The 16,800-nt window shown below is 41.8% G+C and carries 17 protein-coding genes and 1 tRNA gene; 11 read left to right on the top strand and 7 right to left on the bottom strand.

Annotated features, from left to right (window positions below; translation table 11 throughout):
- Positions 1-81 precede the first annotated feature (81 nt).
- On the top strand, positions 82-954 hold the full coding sequence (locus AB4513_RS08790; protein ID WP_102258528.1) for a LysR family transcriptional regulator: 873 nt from the start codon (positions 82-84) through the stop codon (positions 952-954).
- Between the two features lie 88 nt (positions 955-1,042).
- Here AB4513_RS08790 and AB4513_RS08795 read toward each other — a convergent pair whose 3' ends face one another.
- Positions 1,043-1,279, bottom strand: coding sequence for a glutaredoxin family protein (locus AB4513_RS08795; protein ID WP_012604109.1), 237 nt, complete (start codon positions 1,277-1,279; stop codon positions 1,043-1,045).
- Between the two features lie 153 nt (positions 1,280-1,432).
- Between AB4513_RS08795 and AB4513_RS08800 the strand changes: the two genes are divergently transcribed.
- Together AB4513_RS08800 and rlmF are read left to right on the top strand one after the other, a co-directional pair.
- Positions 1,433-1,930, top strand: coding sequence for a YgjP-like metallopeptidase domain-containing protein (locus tag AB4513_RS08800; protein WP_004734935.1), 498 nt, complete (start codon positions 1,433-1,435; stop codon positions 1,928-1,930).
- 4 nt (positions 1,931-1,934) lie between these two features.
- The gene (gene rlmF / locus AB4513_RS08805) at positions 1,935-3,263 is read left to right on the top strand and encodes a 23S rRNA (adenine(1618)-N(6))-methyltransferase RlmF (protein ID WP_102258527.1); all 1,329 of its coding nucleotides are present in this window, start codon (positions 1,935-1,937) and stop codon (positions 3,261-3,263) included.
- A gap of 90 nt (positions 3,264-3,353) precedes the next feature.
- Here the strand turns inward: rlmF and pilW are convergent, their stop codons facing one another.
- Both pilW and metA read right to left on the bottom strand, forming a co-directional pair.
- Positions 3,354-4,103 (bottom strand): type IV pilus biogenesis/stability protein PilW, encoded by a 750-nt coding sequence (pilW, locus tag AB4513_RS08810; protein ID WP_102258526.1) that lies wholly within the window; start codon positions 4,101-4,103, stop codon positions 3,354-3,356.
- Positions 4,104-4,273: 170 nt separating this feature from the next.
- Positions 4,274-5,215, bottom strand: a complete 942-nt coding sequence (metA, locus tag AB4513_RS08815) for a homoserine O-succinyltransferase (RefSeq protein ID WP_012604106.1) — start codon at positions 5,213-5,215, stop codon at positions 4,274-4,276.
- 275 nt (positions 5,216-5,490) lie between these two features.
- Here metA and AB4513_RS08820 point away from each other — a divergent pair, with 275 nt between their 5' ends.
- Complete coding sequence (locus AB4513_RS08820; RefSeq protein WP_102258525.1) at positions 5,491-5,859, top strand: ATP-binding protein; 369 nt, start codon at positions 5,491-5,493, stop codon at positions 5,857-5,859.
- A 77-nt stretch (positions 5,860-5,936) separates the two neighbouring features.
- Complete coding sequence (locus AB4513_RS08825) at positions 5,937-6,359, top strand: DUF3859 domain-containing protein (protein ID WP_017104412.1); 423 nt, start codon at positions 5,937-5,939, stop codon at positions 6,357-6,359.
- A gap of 155 nt (positions 6,360-6,514) precedes the next feature.
- Here AB4513_RS08825 and AB4513_RS08830 read toward each other — a convergent pair whose 3' ends face one another.
- Positions 6,515-7,621, bottom strand: coding sequence for a M20/M25/M40 family metallo-hydrolase (locus tag AB4513_RS08830; RefSeq protein ID WP_017059177.1), 1,107 nt, complete (start codon positions 7,619-7,621; stop codon positions 6,515-6,517).
- Positions 7,622-7,879: 258 nt separating this feature from the next.
- Here AB4513_RS08830 and AB4513_RS08835 point away from each other — a divergent pair, with 258 nt between their 5' ends.
- Positions 7,880-9,838: a tetratricopeptide repeat-containing diguanylate cyclase gene (locus tag AB4513_RS08835; protein WP_012604103.1), complete on the top strand. Its 1,959-nt coding sequence runs from the start codon at positions 7,880-7,882 to the stop codon at positions 9,836-9,838.
- Between the two features lie 95 nt (positions 9,839-9,933).
- On the opposite strand, the gene AB4513_RS08840 is transcribed toward AB4513_RS08835, so the two are convergent.
- A complete protein-coding gene (locus AB4513_RS08840; protein ID WP_102258524.1) occupies positions 9,934-10,119 on the bottom strand; it encodes a hypothetical protein in 186 nt (61 codons plus the stop codon).
- Between the two features lie 286 nt (positions 10,120-10,405).
- Here AB4513_RS08840 and AB4513_RS08845 point away from each other — a divergent pair, with 286 nt between their 5' ends.
- From AB4513_RS08845 to AB4513_RS08860, 4 genes are all read left to right on the top strand, one after another.
- Complete coding sequence (locus AB4513_RS08845) at positions 10,406-11,074, top strand: DUF2726 domain-containing protein (protein ID WP_102258523.1); 669 nt, start codon at positions 10,406-10,408, stop codon at positions 11,072-11,074.
- A 264-nt stretch (positions 11,075-11,338) separates the two neighbouring features.
- A tRNA-Val gene (locus tag AB4513_RS08850) sits at positions 11,339-11,415 on the top strand.
- Positions 11,416-11,601: 186 nt separating this feature from the next.
- Positions 11,602-12,843: an integrase domain-containing protein gene (locus tag AB4513_RS08855; RefSeq protein WP_017104409.1), complete on the top strand. Its 1,242-nt coding sequence runs from the start codon at positions 11,602-11,604 to the stop codon at positions 12,841-12,843.
- Between the two features lie 178 nt (positions 12,844-13,021).
- Positions 13,022-13,213 carry an AlpA family transcriptional regulator gene (locus tag AB4513_RS08860; protein ID WP_012604100.1) on the top strand — a complete coding sequence of 64 codons (192 nt, stop codon included), beginning with the start codon at positions 13,022-13,024 and terminating at the stop codon, positions 13,211-13,213.
- Positions 13,214-13,251: 38 nt separating this feature from the next.
- Here the strand turns inward: AB4513_RS08860 and AB4513_RS08865 are convergent, their stop codons facing one another.
- A complete protein-coding gene (locus tag AB4513_RS08865; RefSeq protein ID WP_017104408.1) occupies positions 13,252-14,208 on the bottom strand; it encodes a hypothetical protein in 957 nt (318 codons plus the stop codon).
- A 392-nt stretch (positions 14,209-14,600) separates the two neighbouring features.
- Between AB4513_RS08865 and AB4513_RS08870 the strand changes: the two genes are divergently transcribed.
- Positions 14,601-15,239 carry an inovirus Gp2 family protein gene (locus tag AB4513_RS08870; RefSeq protein ID WP_017104407.1) on the top strand — a complete coding sequence of 213 codons (639 nt, stop codon included), beginning with the start codon at positions 14,601-14,603 and terminating at the stop codon, positions 15,237-15,239.
- A gap of 39 nt (positions 15,240-15,278) precedes the next feature.
- Here AB4513_RS08870 and AB4513_RS08875 read toward each other — a convergent pair whose 3' ends face one another.
- Complete coding sequence (locus tag AB4513_RS08875) at positions 15,279-16,751, bottom strand: hypothetical protein (RefSeq protein ID WP_017104406.1); 1,473 nt, start codon at positions 16,749-16,751, stop codon at positions 15,279-15,281.
- Positions 16,752-16,800: the final 49 nt, after the last annotated feature.

Raw genomic sequence — 16,800 nt, forward strand, 5'->3', positions numbered from 1 at the left:
TATTTGTGAACAAGTTATCAGTACAAGTGTGATTAAAGAAATATATTAAAAATATCACCTCTATATATTAAATATATCGTCATGCTTGAATCAAAACCTCTTCGACATTTTCTGGCCGTTGCTCAGTTTGGTAATTTTACCCAGGCTGCAAAAGCGCTGCATATCGCACAGCCTGCATTGAGTATCTCCATTAAAAAACTAGAACAGACGCTTGAGTTGATTCTATTTCGTCGAGGAGATAAATCCGTCACCTTAACGGAAGAGGGAAAGGTACTGTTTGAGCATGCAAAGCGAATCGCCCAGCAGTTTGATGATGCTCAACTCGCAATGAATGAGCTAAAGGGACTAGAAAAAGGCGAGGTTCGATTAGGCGCTCCAAGTATGATGGGGAGCTACTTTTTCCCACAGGTGGTGATGGCCTTTAAAAGCCAATACCCAAACCTAAAACTGACGCTTATAGATGCTGGTACCGCTTCGATTCGTGAAATGCTGTTAAACGGCGAACTGGATATCGGGGTTATCAATCATGAAAATGTCCCAGATGATCTCGAAACCGATCACTTGTTGAGTTCTGAGATGCTAGCTGTTGTTGGTAAAGAACACCCATTAGCGTCACAACCATTCATTACCTTTGAAGAGTTTTTCGCTCAAGAACTGATTATGTTCAAGTCGGGTTATTTCCACCGTGACTTTATCGATGCAACGTGTAAAAAATACAACCTAGACATGACCATCGCATTCGAAACCAACTTATTGCCAATGATTCTTTCTATAGTAAAACGAGAGTTTGCCATTACTGCGCTGCTGAGTTTGGTCACAGAATACGAAGAAGACGTTGTGGGGGTGCCATTTAAAGATCCTGTAAAACTCAATCTATCTTTGGCTTGGAGAAAGGAAGGGTACTTGTCGAAGGCAGACCGAACCTTTATTGATTTCGTTAAGCGCTACGTGTGATTTAGAATGGTATAGAACAACAAAGCCCGAGTATCCTAGATTGGACATTCGGGCTTTATTATATAGAAGTATTACTGGCTTAGAGCACTTAGGTACTCTTTGAGTTATACATCTTATCGAAGTTCTTCTGATTCCAGCCGACCATCACCTGGTCGCCGATTTTAAGTACGGGGATAGAGCGAGCTCCCATCGCTTGCAACTCTTTACGACCACGCTGCATCTTTGCATTCGTTAGGCGGTAAACAATTTTCTTTGAATCCAAATAGCGCTGTGCATCTTTACAGTGCGGGCATTTGTCTGCGACGTACAATACAACACGTTTCATTTTTATAATCTCTTTTTGAGTCTAGCTCTTGGTGAATCTCGCTAAAGTGTAACGAATCCTAGGTGATTAGAAAAGTGTGATCAGTTACACTATGCGGCTCAATTTTCAAGACCACAACGTATTGTCGTGGTGTAACTTGTACGGTCTTTCAGCATGCATCCTTCTTTACGCTATATCCAAGGCTACCCGAAGCACATTCTCGACCCGGTAACTCAACTAGTTGAATCGGGAAAGTTGGTGCCGTGGTTCGAAGCTCGCTACCCAAAGAATCATGAAATAAAAAGCGAGAAAGCCCTGTTTGACTATGCGATTGAGATTAAAAATCGTTATATGAAAAAAACACCACCGATCAGTAAAGTGATTTATGACGGCAAGATACACCTAATTAATAATGCATTAGGTCTGCACTCTTACGTCGCGAAGAATCACGGTGGAAAGATCAAATCGAAGAATGAGATTCGTATCGCCAGTGTTTTTAAAAATGCGCCAGAACCTTTGCTGAGAATGTTGGTGGTACACGAACTGGCGCACATCAAAGAGAAAGAGCACGACAAAGCCTTTTACCAACTATGCTGTCACATGGAACCGGAATATCATCAACTTGAGTTAGATGCCCGTTTATTCATGATGTATTTAGATTTAAAGAAGTAGCCCAATGAGCCAATCACAAAATAGAACGACGCTAAGCCTGTCGAAAAACAGTACCTCATCAACAAAAACAAAAGACAACCAAGCTGATCAAGGTAACCGTAAACACGGTGATATTAAGCCAAATGCAGGCAAGCCAAGCAGCGACAAGCGTATTTCTACAAAGAACACATCAGACCGCAAAAACAGTGCTCCCAAAGGTGCTGACAACAAAGCAAAGCGACCTTTTGCAAAAGATAGCAAAGGTAAACCGGGTGCGAATAAAGGATCATCGAATAAGGCGTCTTTCAATAAAACTGTATTTAACAAGAATGCAGCACGGAAAAGACGTTCGGCAGAGAAGCCTCAAGGTGGATTACACCCAAGAAACCAACACACAGGTCGCTACGACTTTGAGTTATTGGTTGCAGCGTTACCTGAGCTAAAAGAACATCTGATCAAGAACCCGGCGGGCGAAGACACCGTTAATTTCTCTGATCCATTGGCTGTTAAGCTACTTAACAAGGCTTTACTGGCGCATCACTATGGCGTTAAGCATTGGGATATTCCTGCTGGTTACTTGTGCCCACCAATTCCTGGCCGTGCAGATTATATCCACAGAGTGGCAGACATCCTAAACAGCGATGGACAAGGTGAGCCTTATAATCACGCTTCTGTGAAAGCATTAGACATCGGTGTTGGTGCAAACTGTATTTACCCAATCATTGGCGCGACAGAGTATAAATGGCGCTGTACGGGTACGGATGTCGATTCAGTCTCCATCAAAACAGCGAACTTCATTGCTGAAAGTAACCCTAATCTAAAAGGTAAGATCCGAGCTCGTCTACAAGCGGACTCTGAATCTATCTTTAAAGGCGTGATTAAGGATAATGAACGTTACGATGTCACTATTTGTAACCCTCCATTCCATAGTTCTCTAGAAGAGGCGGAAAAGGGATCACAACGTAAACTGGATAACTTAGCGGAAAACCGAGCTAAGAAAGCGGGCAAGTCATTCAAGCCCGAGATGAATAAGAAGCCAGCCAAATCGATTAAGCAAGAGAAACCAACCTTAAACTTTGGTGGCCAAAAATCTGAACTTTGGTGTCCGGGTGGCGAAGCTGCTTTCATTATGAAAATGGCGAGAGAGAGCCAACTTTTTGCTACTCAAGTATTGTGGTTCACGACATTGATTTCTAAGAAAGACAACGTCGATATGGTTCGTTCAGAGCTGGGTAAGCTAAGAGCTAAACAAGTAAAAGTGGTTGAGATGTCGCAAGGCCAGAAGGTGAGTCGCTTTATCACATGGACCTTTATGGACGACGAGCAAAGACAAGAGTGGATCGCGCTAAAATAGCGGCAGCACTGTGTTAAGACATTAAGTTGAAATTACGTACGGGCTTGTTGTTAACGCAACAAGCCCGTTTTTTTGTGTTTTTCATATGCGCTAAGCAGAAAGTAACTCATCTAACTTACTCTGATATTTCTTCTCTAGAGCACTGTTACCTGCTTTGTTTTCGAGATCGACCAAGATTTTAAGCGATGGAATTTGGTAGCCATAACGCTGGTGGAATTTGAATAAGCGGAGCCTAGCGTCATTGTATTCGGCCTCACTGACTTCAATTTTAGAAAGCTGTAGTACGGATCTAGCTCGATTTGGGTCGTGGTCAATCGCACGAGAGAAGTAGTATTTTGCTTGCTCGACCTCTCCGGCTTTAAACGCGCAGAATGCCGCATTTTCATAACTGGCAGAGACGAGATAATAATAGGGTTGGTCGATGGCACGGTTAAAGTATTTATCGGCTTGCTCGTATTCGCCCTGTTTACACAAGAATGTACCGTAGTTATTCAATACATTGCCGTTTCTTGAATCTAGACTGAGTGCTTTGCGGTAAGTCGTTCTTGCTTCATCTACTTCGCCAACTTGCTCGTAATAATGTGCCATCGAAAGTTGGGCGCGGTAATAGCTAGGAGCGTGTTTGATAGCGAGCTCTAGATTTTCACGTGCCTTGACCATATTACCTTGTCCCATGTAACCCAAACCCAATTCAATACGTGATTGAGACATCGCAATTGGATCACTTGCCATTTTTGGTGGACCTTCGGTTACAGAAACACAACCTACCAAAGAAAGAGAGGCGAGTAGCGTGAGTTGAGAGAACAGAGTGGATTTTGGTAATAGCGACTTGTTAGGCATGTGCAGCTCCTTTTGAACACAGACCCATGATATGAAATCGAACACACTTAAGTGTTATGTCGATTATGGAATGCGACTCAAACACCATAAAAAAAGCCGTGTCCAATTTGGTGTTTTATCAACAACCTATGGAATACGGCTTTATGTGTTTGTGAATCGGAAGAAAGAACTTAGTCGTCCTTGGTGAAGTTGTCTTCGCTGAAGTGATCCAGATCGTAAGGTGTTTGTTGGTAAACGCAGTAGTTAAGCCAGTTTGAAAACAATAAGTGTCCATGACTACGCCAACTTGCTACAGGCTTGTTGTCTGGATTGTTGTTCGGGTAGTAGTTGATTGGTATCACCGGCTCCATGCCTTCACCCAAATCTCGAATGTATTCGTTGTGAAGTGTATGAGCATCGTATTCAGGGTGACCGGTTACAAACACGTTTCGCTTATCTTTAGTCGCCGCGAGGTATACGCCTGCCACATCAGAAGTCGCAAGAACATCAAGGTCGGTATGCTCGGCTAAGTATTCCTGAGAGAAATCAGCATAGCGAGAGTGCGGTGCCAAGAAGGTATCGTCGAAGCCACGTAAAATTGGGTGGTACGGGTTATGTATCTCGTGGTTGTAAACCCCAGAAAGCTTATCTTTACGAGTTCGTTTTGGTAAATCATACAAGAGCTTTAAGCCAGCTTGAGCAGCCCAACATACATACAAGGTTGAGGTCACATGCTTGTTTGCCCATTCCATGATGGTTTTTAGATGATCCCAATAGATTACGTCTTCAAATTGAACCAAGCCAAGTGGCGCACCAGTGATGATCAATCCATCAAAGTTTCTCCCTTTGACCATTTCAAATTGACGGTAGAAGTTATCAAGGTGTTCTGTCGGCGTGTTTTTACTTGGTCGGTCATCAATACGCAACAGCTCTACATCGACTTGCAATGGGCTGTTGGATAGTAGGCGTAAGAATTGAGTTTCAGTTTCAATCTTCTTTGGCATTAGGTTGAGGATCAAGACTCGAAGTGGACGAATTTCCTGTGTCGATGCTCTTGATAACGGCATAATAAAGATGTTTTCTTCACGAAGAACATCAGATGCTGGCAATTGGTCTGGAATGCGAATAGGCAAAGCTTTCTCCCTAAGCTAGATATGTAGACGTCTATACATCTAAATCTATAGTAGTTTGATACGCTTGTCGATATACAAAATGGATAGTTGTAAATTATTTGTGTTTGCTATCAGAAGTCATCCACCGACGTCGAGGGGAGTCTCATTGTATTCAGTGATTATCTGAGTCGAGTATAAGGACTCGGTTTTCGGATGTTGAGCAACGGTAGTTATCAGAGAAAATCGTCACTATTTAAGATAAACTCATGTTTTAAAATTAGCCTGTAAAGTGACAGATGAAGTTAATACTCATTCGAGGGTTGCCCGGTTCCGGCAAGTCAACAAAAGCAAAAACCTACGATGCATTGCATGTCGAAGCGGATATGTATTACGTGAATGAGCAAGGCGACTATAATTTTGACCCAAGGCAGTTGCAGCAAGCTCATGAGTGGTGTCAAAACACGGCTGAAAATGGATTAAAGCAAGGGCTTGATGTGGTTGTTTCGAATACCTTTATTAAGCATTGGGAAATGAAAGCCTACCGCCAACTTGCACTCAAATATAAAGCAGAATTAATTATCGAAGTGTGCCGAGAGCAATATGGCACGATTCACGACATTGAACCGTCAGTGATTAAGCGTATGGCGAGAGACTGGCAAGAATAGCCTCGTTCTTCCTCTGCTGCGTGGCTGAATGGCAAATAGAATTAAATTAATAGAACAACTTCAAGGTAACGATTGAAATGGCAAAGCGCTCTGTTGTGGTCGACATGACTTCTTATGGTATCTATTCCACATGGGATTCCAAATCTAAAGATCTTCCAAAAATCCAAGAGTTCACCACCACCGTTGATGCTGAAATCGACGTAGAGTTTGGCTATATCCTGAACATCAAAAAAGCCAAAGGTGAGAAGATCCGTTACTGCATTTATCACCCAAACATCACCACCGACACGGGTGAAGTGCTCGAACCGTTCGATGGTGAAGAGCATGTCGGCAACAATGACTGGGATTTTTACTTAGGCGATACTATCTGGGCGCCTGTCTCCAACAAACTCGGTAAATGGCGCATGACCGTCGAGCTAAAAGGCAACATCATTGCTGATAAGACATTCGACCTTGTTGCGAAAGACGAAGGGCAGTTTTGGAAGCGTAGGGGGTTTTAGATTGGAACTTCTGTCTAAATTAAGACAACAAAAAAGCCGAGTCACACGTTACATGTGAACTCGGCTTTTTGACGTTAACTAGATGGCATTTTCTATTTCGTCAACGAGTAAGATTGTCTAGTTAACAAATAAGACAGGCTAGTTAACCAGTAAGACTATTGAGTCACGTAAGCCACAACAAACTCAGTGATTGCGACCATGTCTTTCACTGCAATGTACTCTTCAGTGGTGTGAACTTTCGCCATACCTGTAGAAAGGTTAACCGTTGTTAGGCCTTTCGCGTTGAAGTTGTTTGCATCGCTACCGCCGCCAGTGCGTTTAGTGTTTGCTGTTACGCCAAGCTTCTCGAATGCGGATTTGATAGAAAGAATGTGCGGGTGATCGTCTGCGATAACGAATGCATCGTAAGCACGAGTCGATTCGATTTCTACTTCAGCACCGAACTGTTTTGCACTCTCTTGGAATGTAGAGATCATGTGCTCAACTTGAGCTGTTAGCTTTTCTCCGTTTAGAGAGCGAGCTTCAGCCACGACTTTAAGTTCTGGCATAACGATGTTAGTCGCTTGACCGCCTTCAACAATACCGACGTTTGCCGTAGTTTCTTCATCGATACGAAGTAGATTCATCTTAGTGATCGCGTCTGCTGCCACTTGAATGGCACTGATGCCTTCTTCTGGTGCTAAACCAGCGTGAGCAGGGCGACCTTTGATTTTAGCAACAATCTTCTGCTGACCAGGCGCTGCATTTACGATAGTACCAATCGGGCCGCCTGTATCTAGAACAATAGCGTGCTCAGATTGAATGTAAGACATATCGAAGTTCAAAGAACCGAATAGACCGCCTTCTTCGAATACAGTAAACGCAATCTCGATAGTTTTGTGCTCTTGGCCTTCAGCTTTGATGCAACGAACCGCTTCCATGATCGCTGCGATACCAGACTTGTCGTCGCCGCCTAGAATCGTATTGCCTTTAGAGCGGATGATGCCGTCTTCAATGATTGGCTCAATGCCGATACCTGGCGTTACTGTGTCCATGTGGCAGCTGAACACTGTGCTACCTGGAAGAGTGCCATCTAGACGAGCGTAGATGTTGAAACCGTTAGACACTTCTTCAGGAACCGCCAGTTTGTGAACTTCAAAACCCAGTTCACCGAGTTGCTCAGCCAAAGCTTCAGCAATCGCTTTTTCGTTACGAGATTCACTATCAATTTTCACTAGATCGCAGAAATGTTCTACGAGACGTTGTTCATTAATTTGGGTCATTGTTAATTCTCATTTTGCTCCGTTGTTTCTAAAGAAGTCACGGAGGCTGGAACAGGAAAATAACTATAACGCCTTTTTACAGAATCATTGCCTGAGTTAAATCAAGAAAATTATCTGATTATTCTAATTTATGAGAAAAATACTACGCGGATCGACCCATGTGCAGGATTTAAATCTCCATATGTGTCGGGTACAATGTGAAACCGCTTAAGGTAACCGTCGATTAAATTGGTATGCAATCAGTAATGGCACTTATAAATGAATAACAACAGAGTGTTAGGCTCATTTTTTCTCGTCGTACTGATCAGTGTTGTACTAGGATTGTATTTACTCTATCCAACTTATGACGACGATTTACAGACTATTCGACCAGAAACCCCAGGCGCGTACAGTCCCGAAAAAGAGTTATCAGCGACTCAATATGGCGCTGAACTCATTGAAATCCTTAATGTGTCTCGCGGTGATCCAAAGCTTGCCTCCCAAAAGCTTGAAACCTTAAAAGCAACGAGCCCTACGCAACATAAAGCCATCTATCGTGGTTATGAACTAATGATTTTATCGAATCTCGCACAGCATGATCTCGATAAACAGGCTGTGTCTGAATACACACGACAGATCAAGGCATTAGCACAGCGTGAAGATATGGGGTGGTTAAAGGCGCAATCTTTAGTTGAACTAGCGATTGAGCAGATGAGTCAAGGTGAATTAGTAGAGGCTGAATCTCAAGTTAAAGCAGCAATAAGTATCGCTGAATCAATCCAGTATGAAGAACTGTTGATAAAAGCCTACAACACTGTTGGGTCGATCAAAAACATCCAAAATGATTTTTCCGAAGCTCAGTATTTTTTTCATAAGGGCTTAAATCTTGGCAAGAAATACCCACGGCATATCTATAACAGTAAGTTGATGTCGAATATGGCATTGCTTTATATCTATCTGGAAGATTGGCCGAAAGCACTCAAACTTATCGAACAGGCCAAAAAACTCTATATCAAAAGTGGACTACGCGATGGTTCAACCATCGGTGTGTTATATGTTAATGAATCATTTGCTTATCTACGCAGTGGCGACTTAGTAAAAGGTCGAGAGGCTTATAAAAGTGCCACCAAATTTAATGATGATAGCGTAAGTGAAAGGTACAAAATCCTTCTTCTAAAAGCTCAGAGTGAAGTACTGCTAGCAGAAAAAAACTTTGAGTTAGCAAGGAAAGTAACAAACCAATGTATTGGTTACCCGGGTGTTGCAAAGTACACACTCCAACTGGGTCAGTGTTACTTAAACAGAGCTTTAGCAAATATCGGTTTGAACCAAGATAACTTTGTTTTCTTTGATCTAAAACGTTCGTCTACGATGTTTGATATTGTTGGCAGCCGTAGTTGGAAGGTGCTTGGTTTCAAAGCGCTTGCAGAATACTATGAATCTAAAGGCAACAGTGAAATTGGACTTCGGTATTTCAAGCTTTATTACAAGGGCAACAAAGCGCTGTTATTTGAAAAGCGTCAGAGTGATATCTTTTTATTAGAACAAGACTTTGCTACGGCTTCATTAGCGAAAGAGAATGAACTGCTTAATGCAGAAAAAGAGCTCGCAGAGATGACGCTAGATAAACAGAGCTTAAAAGACCGCATTGTTGTCGTACTCGGTGTTATGGTCATCATAAGCTTTGCTGTACTTCTGGTAAGGTTATGCACTATGCATAAGACCAACAAAGAGTTGGTTAAGCAATCGACGAGATGTGAGTTGACAGGTTTATTCAATAGACGCTACCTAGAACAATTGTTAACTCAGCCAATGCCATACCGTTTGTCGCCGTTCGGGTATACGCTTGCTATTTTGGACTTAGACCAATTTAAACGAGTCAATGATACATACGGACATGATATTGGGGACCAAGTTTTGGTAGAGGTTGCTAAGCGTATAGAGCGAGCGCTATCAACAAACGATGTGTTGGCTCGATGGGGTGGGGAAGAATTCGTTTTACTGCTTGCTGGCACTCAAGACCCAGACGAACAGTTGGAAATGATAAGGCAAACAATCGCTGATCAAACGATAGAAACGTATTCCGGTCCGTTAGCGTTAACTACATCAATTGGTGCGACCATTCATTTAACGTATCAAGAATTAAATAGCAGTACCTACAAACAGCATTTGAAATCAGCAGATGACGCTTTATATCAAGCAAAACAATCAGGGCGTAACCAGGTGGTCATTGCTTAGTGAAAAATACAGCTTAAATGAACCTAAAGCAACTAAGCGAATAAGAGTGTTATCAACTCCTATTCGCTTAGTTTTTATATTATCTATTAAGAGTATTACTTAGCGATACTTTCTAACATTTCAACTAGCTCACTCTCTGTTGCTGGTTCATGAGCGAGCTCAATGACTGCTGAAGCGCCACCTTTTAGCATATAAGCTTGAGTTCCACAGTGGTCATAATGGAACCACTTACCATCAACACACACATCGGTATAACATCTTGGGTCTTGTTTGAGTTCCATAGTAATTTCCTTATTAACATTTGCCTAACGTTTTTCATGCTAGTTGGTCACAACTTGGTGCGATTTGATCTGAATCAATTTAATATGTAATTGATGATTTGATTATTAAATAGGAGATGTGCGTCTTGAACTGTCGAAGCCGATAAAGAGACCGCCTCTGACGATTAATGCGTTCAAAGGTCATGATTCCAATTCGCAGCTCTGCTTCTTTTGCTTGCCACGTGACGCTTTTCTACATACGCTAACCACTCTCTTAATCCCTATACAAATGTGATTGTGTTGGAAAATGACTAATATCTTTATCGTTGTAATTGTTCTGGTTGTGTTCTTTTACTTTATTCAAAACTATCTAGTAAAAAATGATGACACCAAAGATCATGCTTATCAAAAGAAAGGCTCGTTAATGTCGGCGCAACAAGCGACCTTCTATAACGCACTCAAATCCGCAGTGGGTAACCATGGGGAAGTATTTGCTAAAGTGAGCATGTCTAACATTGTTGCCCCCGCTAAGGCGAACAATAAAAAGAATTGGTTTATTGCGAACAACAAAATCTCACGCAGTTATTTTGACTTTGTAGTGTGCGACCCGCGAACGTTAGAGCCACGCGTAATCATCGAATTGGACAATGGAAAAGAGCTGAATAAAGGAAAGGTTGATCGCGAGAAGCTATTGATGCACGTTTGTAAATCGGCTGGCCTTCCACTTATTGGCGCTTCAATTAAGCACAGTTATCAAGTGAGCCGTTTGAAGAGGTTACTGGCAGCACACATCGATTTGATTGAGCCATCTAAAGAAGTTCGATTCTGTAAGAAATGTAGCAGCCCTATGATCATCAAGCTGGCAAGCCATGGCGATTATAAAGGCCGACGTTTCTTTACTTGTAGTCGTCAACCTAACTGTACTTATACCGAGAACTACAACGTCGTATTCGATATGGACGAAGATTCTAACTAATACCTTGCGCCGAAGTGCTCATTAAAGGGAGAAAAGACGCGAAGCATGCTGATGTCTGTAATCATCGAAGTTGAACTTAAATGTGATCTACTTCAAGCCATTGATCTGCTTTGTGTTTAAATTTTATTCTGATTGTTGTTTTTAAAAGCAAACAAACAGTTTTGTGCAAATTTGTTCTTGCACGCATCCAAATCACTCGCTATTATCCATCTCGTTCTGAAGCGTTAGCCACTTAATAAAGCGGTTAGATAAGTTTCACTCATTGCCCGCTTAGCTCAGTTGGTTAGAGTACTTGCATGACATGCAAGGTGTCACTGGTTCGAGTCCAGTAGCGGGCACCACATTATACGAAAGAGCCCACCTAGTGTGGGCTTTTTTGTGCCTGTAATTCCTTGTTTTATCAGGCTCTTAGCCATTTTTTGGTCCCAAGAGGTCCCGTGATGTGTTGTAAAATCCACCGTTTAAAGTAATCTCTGAAGTAGTCTTTTAAGATCTAAGCAATTTCGAGGTTACTTCAGGGGGTTACGATGGCGAAAAAAGTACAGCCTTTAACGGCAACTCAAATCAAACAAGCAAAGCCTAAAGAGAAAGAATATAATTTAGGTGACGGTGATGGATTATCATTGAAGATTAAGCCTATAGGAACAAAACTATGGCGTTTCTCTTACTATCATCCCATTTCACGAAAGCGCTTGAACCTAGCCTTAGGTAAGTACCCTGACGTCTCACTAGCCAAAGCAAGAACCAAAGCGATTGAGGCAAGAGAACTACTCGCTGATGGTATTGACCCGAAAGAGCACCGTGATACGACTCTCAGAGAAAAACAGTTAGAATTGGCGAATACGTTACAGTCGGTATTTGATGACTGGATTGAAGTGAAAAGAACAAGCGTCAAAGAGCAAACGGCTAAGAAGCTAAAGCAACGAATTGAGAAGTACCTCTTACCTGATCTTGGTAAGTTCCCCCTTGGTGACATTACGGCACCACAAGCGATAAAAACAATTAAACCCATTGCGAATCAAGGTAAATTAGAAACAGTAGGGCGTTTGTGTCGTAACCTCAATGAGATAATGACCTTTGCAGTCAACACGGGTGTGATTGAACACAACAAGCTTGCTGGCATTGGTAAAGCATTTGAGACTGCTAAGGTAACCAACCAAGCTTCGTTAGCCCCTGATGAGCTTCCAGAGCTTCTCAAAACAATCAACTACGCATCCATTAAACCCATCACTCGCTGCTTGCTAGAATGGCAACTTCATACCATGACAAGACCGACTGAAACGGCTGGGGCACGTTGGGATGAAATTGACAGAGAAAAGATGCTTTGGGTCATTCCTGCTGAACGAATGAAAAAGGGAAGAGTTCATACTGTTCCTTTAACAAAACAAACTTTAGACCTATTAGAGACGATTGATTTCATCACGGGTGAGAGTGAATACCTTTTCCCTGCTGACAAAAGTAACAAAAATCACATCAACAAAGAGACAGCAAATAAAGCATTGGTACGAATGGGCATGAAGGGTAGGCAAACTTCTCACGGTTTGCGCGCATTAGCCAGTACCACCTTAAATGAGCAAAACTTCGATCCAGATATTATAGAAGCCGCACTTTCTCATGTGGATAGAGACAAGGTAAGAAGCGCATATAACCGCACTGATTACCTTGAACACCGTAAAGTTCTCATGGCGTGGTGGAGTGATCATATCGAAGAAGCTGCTTCGGGGAGCTTGTCGATGAGTGGTAAAAAGAGCCTGAAGGTTGTGAGTTAATAGGTACATGTAATTTGATTTCAGTAAACTCATGTTACACTGTAACACACGTTCTTCACTGAATTTAGAAGTCGGGCAGGGATTGGCATAGGGTACGGTTTTTCTATGGTGCATATAACCTAAATAATTTCAGACATATGTCATTTAAGTGAAATCCACTCACTTGTAAGGTGTCAATATGCCAAACGTAACCACTCGCTTAATTCGTCTCAATGAAGTACTAGTAATGACTGGCTTATCAAGGTCGGGAATGTATCGCTCTATAGAAAAACAGCAGTTTCCATCACAGGTGCCAATTGGAGATAGGGCCGTCGCATGGGTAGAAAGTGAGGTTCAAGACTGGGTCCGCCAAAGAGTGCTAAACAGGTAAAATTAAATATTGGAGAGCTTTATAGCTCTCCAAGCATGCTATAGAAGCTTAGAGAATTGTGTGGCTTTATTTTTTTTATCTTCTTCAATGCTTCTCATTAATTCTTCAGATTTACTAGCAAACTGATTGGTCATCAAAGTGATTACCTGGTTGATGGGCATGTCAAATTGTTTGGAAAGCTGATGAAGCTGGATTGATACCGTTTCGTCAACAACGATATTTAAGGTTTTTTTGTTTTCCCTTGTGGTTTTTTCCCTATATTTCTTCTGCGACCATGCTCTTTTGAAGTTCATCATGATCAGTTTTTTTTCAGCGTTGCTAATATCTAGTGAATGAAAAATAGCCGGAACGACTTTAGTGTGACTTTCATTGATGTTCATTACGTTTGGCAATTTAGCAACGATGCTCTTTACTGAGGATATTTTGGGAAAATAGTCAACTACCCACGCCACCTGGTCATTATTTTTATCATCAAGCCAGTTAAATTTAAACACTTCTGATGAGCTGTAGTACTCGTCAATTATACTATTGATTAACTCTCTTTTTTTCTCGATTTGTATTTGTGATGAGATAAATGCATTGATGAGGTAATTCAGCATCGAATTAATGTCGGTGATAGTGTTTGGCGGTGTTTCTGGTAAATGTTGAATGAGGTTATTTGTCACAATTTTTGTAAATATGTAGATTATAAGTCGAGTGTCTTTTGTGGTTGAAAACCGCATATCGCTCAATGAAAGTACATCATAGGAGATCGTTCTGACTTTTGACTCTGGTGTATTGTGTAACCCGCCTAGCATGTCCGATGCATTCTTGAAGTACCCCACTATTTCTGATTTATACCTTTCCGAAGTTAATTTTGGGCTCGATTGGAAATTAAAGTCAACGCTTTGCTTGTGATTTAGATGTTGGGAAATTCCCGCAAGTTGATATATGTCATATTGTTCAAGGAACTCAAAGCACATTACTTTTTCTGGCGGATTATCAAATCTTGGCATAGTGATTACTTAGTAGTATTTTTGTGTGATTGCTGGGTGATTTATAAGCTATTTTCTGATTGTTTTACAGTGTTTTTTGATTGTATATAGAGCTAGTTCAAAGTGTTTCATTCACGACTGTACCTAGGTTTATGCACGACGTAGCCTCTTGAGGGGGAGTTAGATAACTTCAGAGTTATCAGTTTTGCACTGATTGGCCGGTAACTTACACCACTACGCTCATCTGAAATGTTTTGCCAGGTCTAGCTTTGAGGTGGGTAAGGAACAAGTCTTTCCTTATCCAAAGTTGAGATTGGGGATTGCGGTTATGGTTAATATACCTCCATGGTGGGGTGAAATTATTTTTAACAATCATCCACCTTTCTATACCGAATTAACCAGAGGTATAGAAAATGAAAACACTAAAAAAGAAAGTCACTCATAATGATGAGTTCAATGGCCTACCTGTTTTGAAACAGAAAGAAGGCCTGTTAGTTGATTATCTACAAAGGATTTATGACACGCTGGATTTAGCTTTGGATGATCATCCTAGAACGATGGCGGTAAGAGTTGATTTGCGATTACCGCTTTTAATGGTGATGGAAGAATCAAATTTGATGAAAAACTTCATTGCTTCGTTGGATGCGCAAATACAGGCTGATTTAAGAAGGAAAGAAAGAGCAGGGAAACCGAAACGGAAATGTCGATTAAGATATGTATGGGTGAAGGAAAAAGATAAAGCGTTACATCATCACTATCACCTTGTTCTGCTGTTTAACAAGGATGTATATAACAGCCTGGGGTCATTCTCTAACCGAAACAACCTATCTCACAAAATTAAAACGGCATGGTGTCGGGCATTAGATACTGATCTTGATGATGGTGGTCGTTTAGTGCACTTTCCTGACAATTGTGTATACCACATCGATGTAAATAGCCTTAGGTCTTCTTCTGTTCTTGACGAGCTATTTCGTCGTCTCAGTTACTTTGCCAAAGTACGCACCAAGCAATTTGGTACTGGAAACAGAAATTTTGGTTGCTCAATAAAATAAAAAAAGAGAGGGGATACATCCCCTCTCGACTCGTTATGATTAGTTAGCAGGCACTATGGGCAGTTCTTCACACCCCCCCATATGAGCCACGTCCACTAAAGTATCTAGAGAGTCACCACACTGCGTTTGGTGAGTGCCGTTAGGGTAAGTGGTACGTACAATCCAGATACCTTTGCTATTCACGTCTGTGATGACATTTTTCTCAGCTGTACTTACAACTGATGTACGTGTCCAACGTGATGCATCGTAAGATTCAGTTGAGTCCAGTGAGTAGTTCCAAGTTGAGAACTGGTCCAGCACTGTTGGGTCTGTGATGTTAGAGTACAAACCATCGTTGATTAGGTCATTGATAACAGCATCGTCACCAAAGTCAAAACCCCACATACCAGCTTGTAGTAACACATTGCCGTCTTTCAATTCACGAATGACGTTAGCGTAAGGTACGCTAGAAGAGTACACGAGTGTATCTGCACATGCAGTATGGTCGTCAACTAGAACAGAAGCGGATACAGAGAATGTAACAGTGTCGTTGCCGTAGTTTTTTGAGTTCTGTACGTAATCATTAGTTAAACCACAACCGTATTTGCTGATTTCTGGTAGGTAGTCGATTAGGTCATCAGTGTATTTTTGCACTGCGCCTTCTTCGGCTTTGATTTTGTTACGGTAAACGATGAGGCGGCCTACAGTTTCTAAGTCAACAGAAACTTCAAATACACGTAGAGAATGTGTGTCGGCATCAAACACGCGTTCTTCACGATACCACTTAGTGAAATTCCCTGCGTCGTCTTTCTCAACGTAGTACTCAACTGTAGCTTTCCAAGCGTTAGGGTTCGCATCGACTAGAGCTGAAGTTTCAGCATAGCCTTTTGCTAGACCGCTGGTTAGAAGCTGGGCTAGTTGATGCTGCTCGGTGTTACCAGAAGCGATGAAGTCTGCGTATAGCTCGTTAGCAGGAATGTTGTAGCGGTTACCCAACTCGTATTCCTTCTCGGCGACTAGACGTACAACTTTGTTTTGCGCTTCAGTATTCGCAGCCAACTCTTTACAGTTGCTTACGCCACTTTGTAATAGGTCTGTTTCAACAGCTGACCAAATCACTGTAGTGAATGGAGTAGTAGCAAATACATCTTCGCCTACGTTGTCAGATGAGAATGAGGGCGGAAAGGTTAAGCTATAAGGTTTATTAACTAACCCATAATCGCTATCGTATGCACCAGTAGGCACATTGACGATAATTGGTGAGTACTCTTTACAAATTAAGTCATCTTCTTCAATAGCAAAATCGAAACGACCGTTCTGATCTGTGGTAGAGCTAGGTTCATTATCGTCTTGTACACCATTGAAGTTGTAATCTAGGAACGCAGTAGCACCCTCGACATAGCCATCGATAGCCACACCTGCGATTTGAGCAGACGGAGTACCTGGATTAGTACCGCCACCCCCTCCGCACGCTGTCAGAGCTAAAGCGATAGAGCTGACAAGAGTTGTCCTCAATAACATTGTATTTTTCATAATCCTTCCTTGTGTGGTTAGTTGAACATGTTGGTCTTGATCTTGAGTG

The sequence above is a fragment of the Vibrio sp. 10N.222.54.E6 genome (assembly GCF_041473955.1).
Classification (GTDB): domain Bacteria; phylum Pseudomonadota; class Gammaproteobacteria; order Enterobacterales; family Vibrionaceae; genus Vibrio; species Vibrio tasmaniensis_A.

Coding starts and splice junctions, on each gene's coding strand:
- rlmF (WP_102258527.1), top strand. CDS start 1,935: ATGAGCCAATCACAAAATAGAACGACGCTAAGCCTGTCGAAAAACAGT.
- AB4513_RS08845 (WP_102258523.1), top strand. CDS start 10,406: ATGACTAATATCTTTATCGTTGTAATTGTTCTGGTTGTGTTCTTTTAC.
- AB4513_RS08820 (WP_102258525.1), top strand. CDS start 5,491: ATGAAGTTAATACTCATTCGAGGGTTGCCCGGTTCCGGCAAGTCAACA.
- AB4513_RS08830 (WP_017059177.1), bottom strand. CDS start 7,621: ATGACCCAAATTAATGAACAACGTCTCGTAGAACATTTCTGCGATCTA.
- AB4513_RS08840 (WP_102258524.1), bottom strand. CDS start 10,119: ATGGAACTCAAACAAGACCCAAGATGTTATACCGATGTGTGTGTTGAT.
- AB4513_RS08860 (WP_012604100.1), top strand. CDS start 13,022: ATGCCAAACGTAACCACTCGCTTAATTCGTCTCAATGAAGTACTAGTA.
- AB4513_RS08875 (WP_017104406.1), bottom strand. CDS start 16,751: ATGAAAAATACAATGTTATTGAGGACAACTCTTGTCAGCTCTATCGCT.
- AB4513_RS08825 (WP_017104412.1), top strand. CDS start 5,937: ATGGCAAAGCGCTCTGTTGTGGTCGACATGACTTCTTATGGTATCTAT.
- AB4513_RS08855 (WP_017104409.1), top strand. CDS start 11,602: ATGGCGAAAAAAGTACAGCCTTTAACGGCAACTCAAATCAAACAAGCA.
- AB4513_RS08795 (WP_012604109.1), bottom strand. CDS start 1,279: ATGAAACGTGTTGTATTGTACGTCGCAGACAAATGCCCGCACTGTAAA.
- AB4513_RS08870 (WP_017104407.1), top strand. CDS start 14,601: ATGAAAACACTAAAAAAGAAAGTCACTCATAATGATGAGTTCAATGGC.
- AB4513_RS08800 (WP_004734935.1), top strand. CDS start 1,433: ATGCATCCTTCTTTACGCTATATCCAAGGCTACCCGAAGCACATTCTC.
- AB4513_RS08835 (WP_012604103.1), top strand. CDS start 7,880: ATGAATAACAACAGAGTGTTAGGCTCATTTTTTCTCGTCGTACTGATC.
- AB4513_RS08865 (WP_017104408.1), bottom strand. CDS start 14,208: ATGCCAAGATTTGATAATCCGCCAGAAAAAGTAATGTGCTTTGAGTTC.
- pilW (WP_102258526.1), bottom strand. CDS start 4,103: ATGCCTAACAAGTCGCTATTACCAAAATCCACTCTGTTCTCTCAACTC.
- AB4513_RS08790 (WP_102258528.1), top strand. CDS start 82: ATGCTTGAATCAAAACCTCTTCGACATTTTCTGGCCGTTGCTCAGTTT.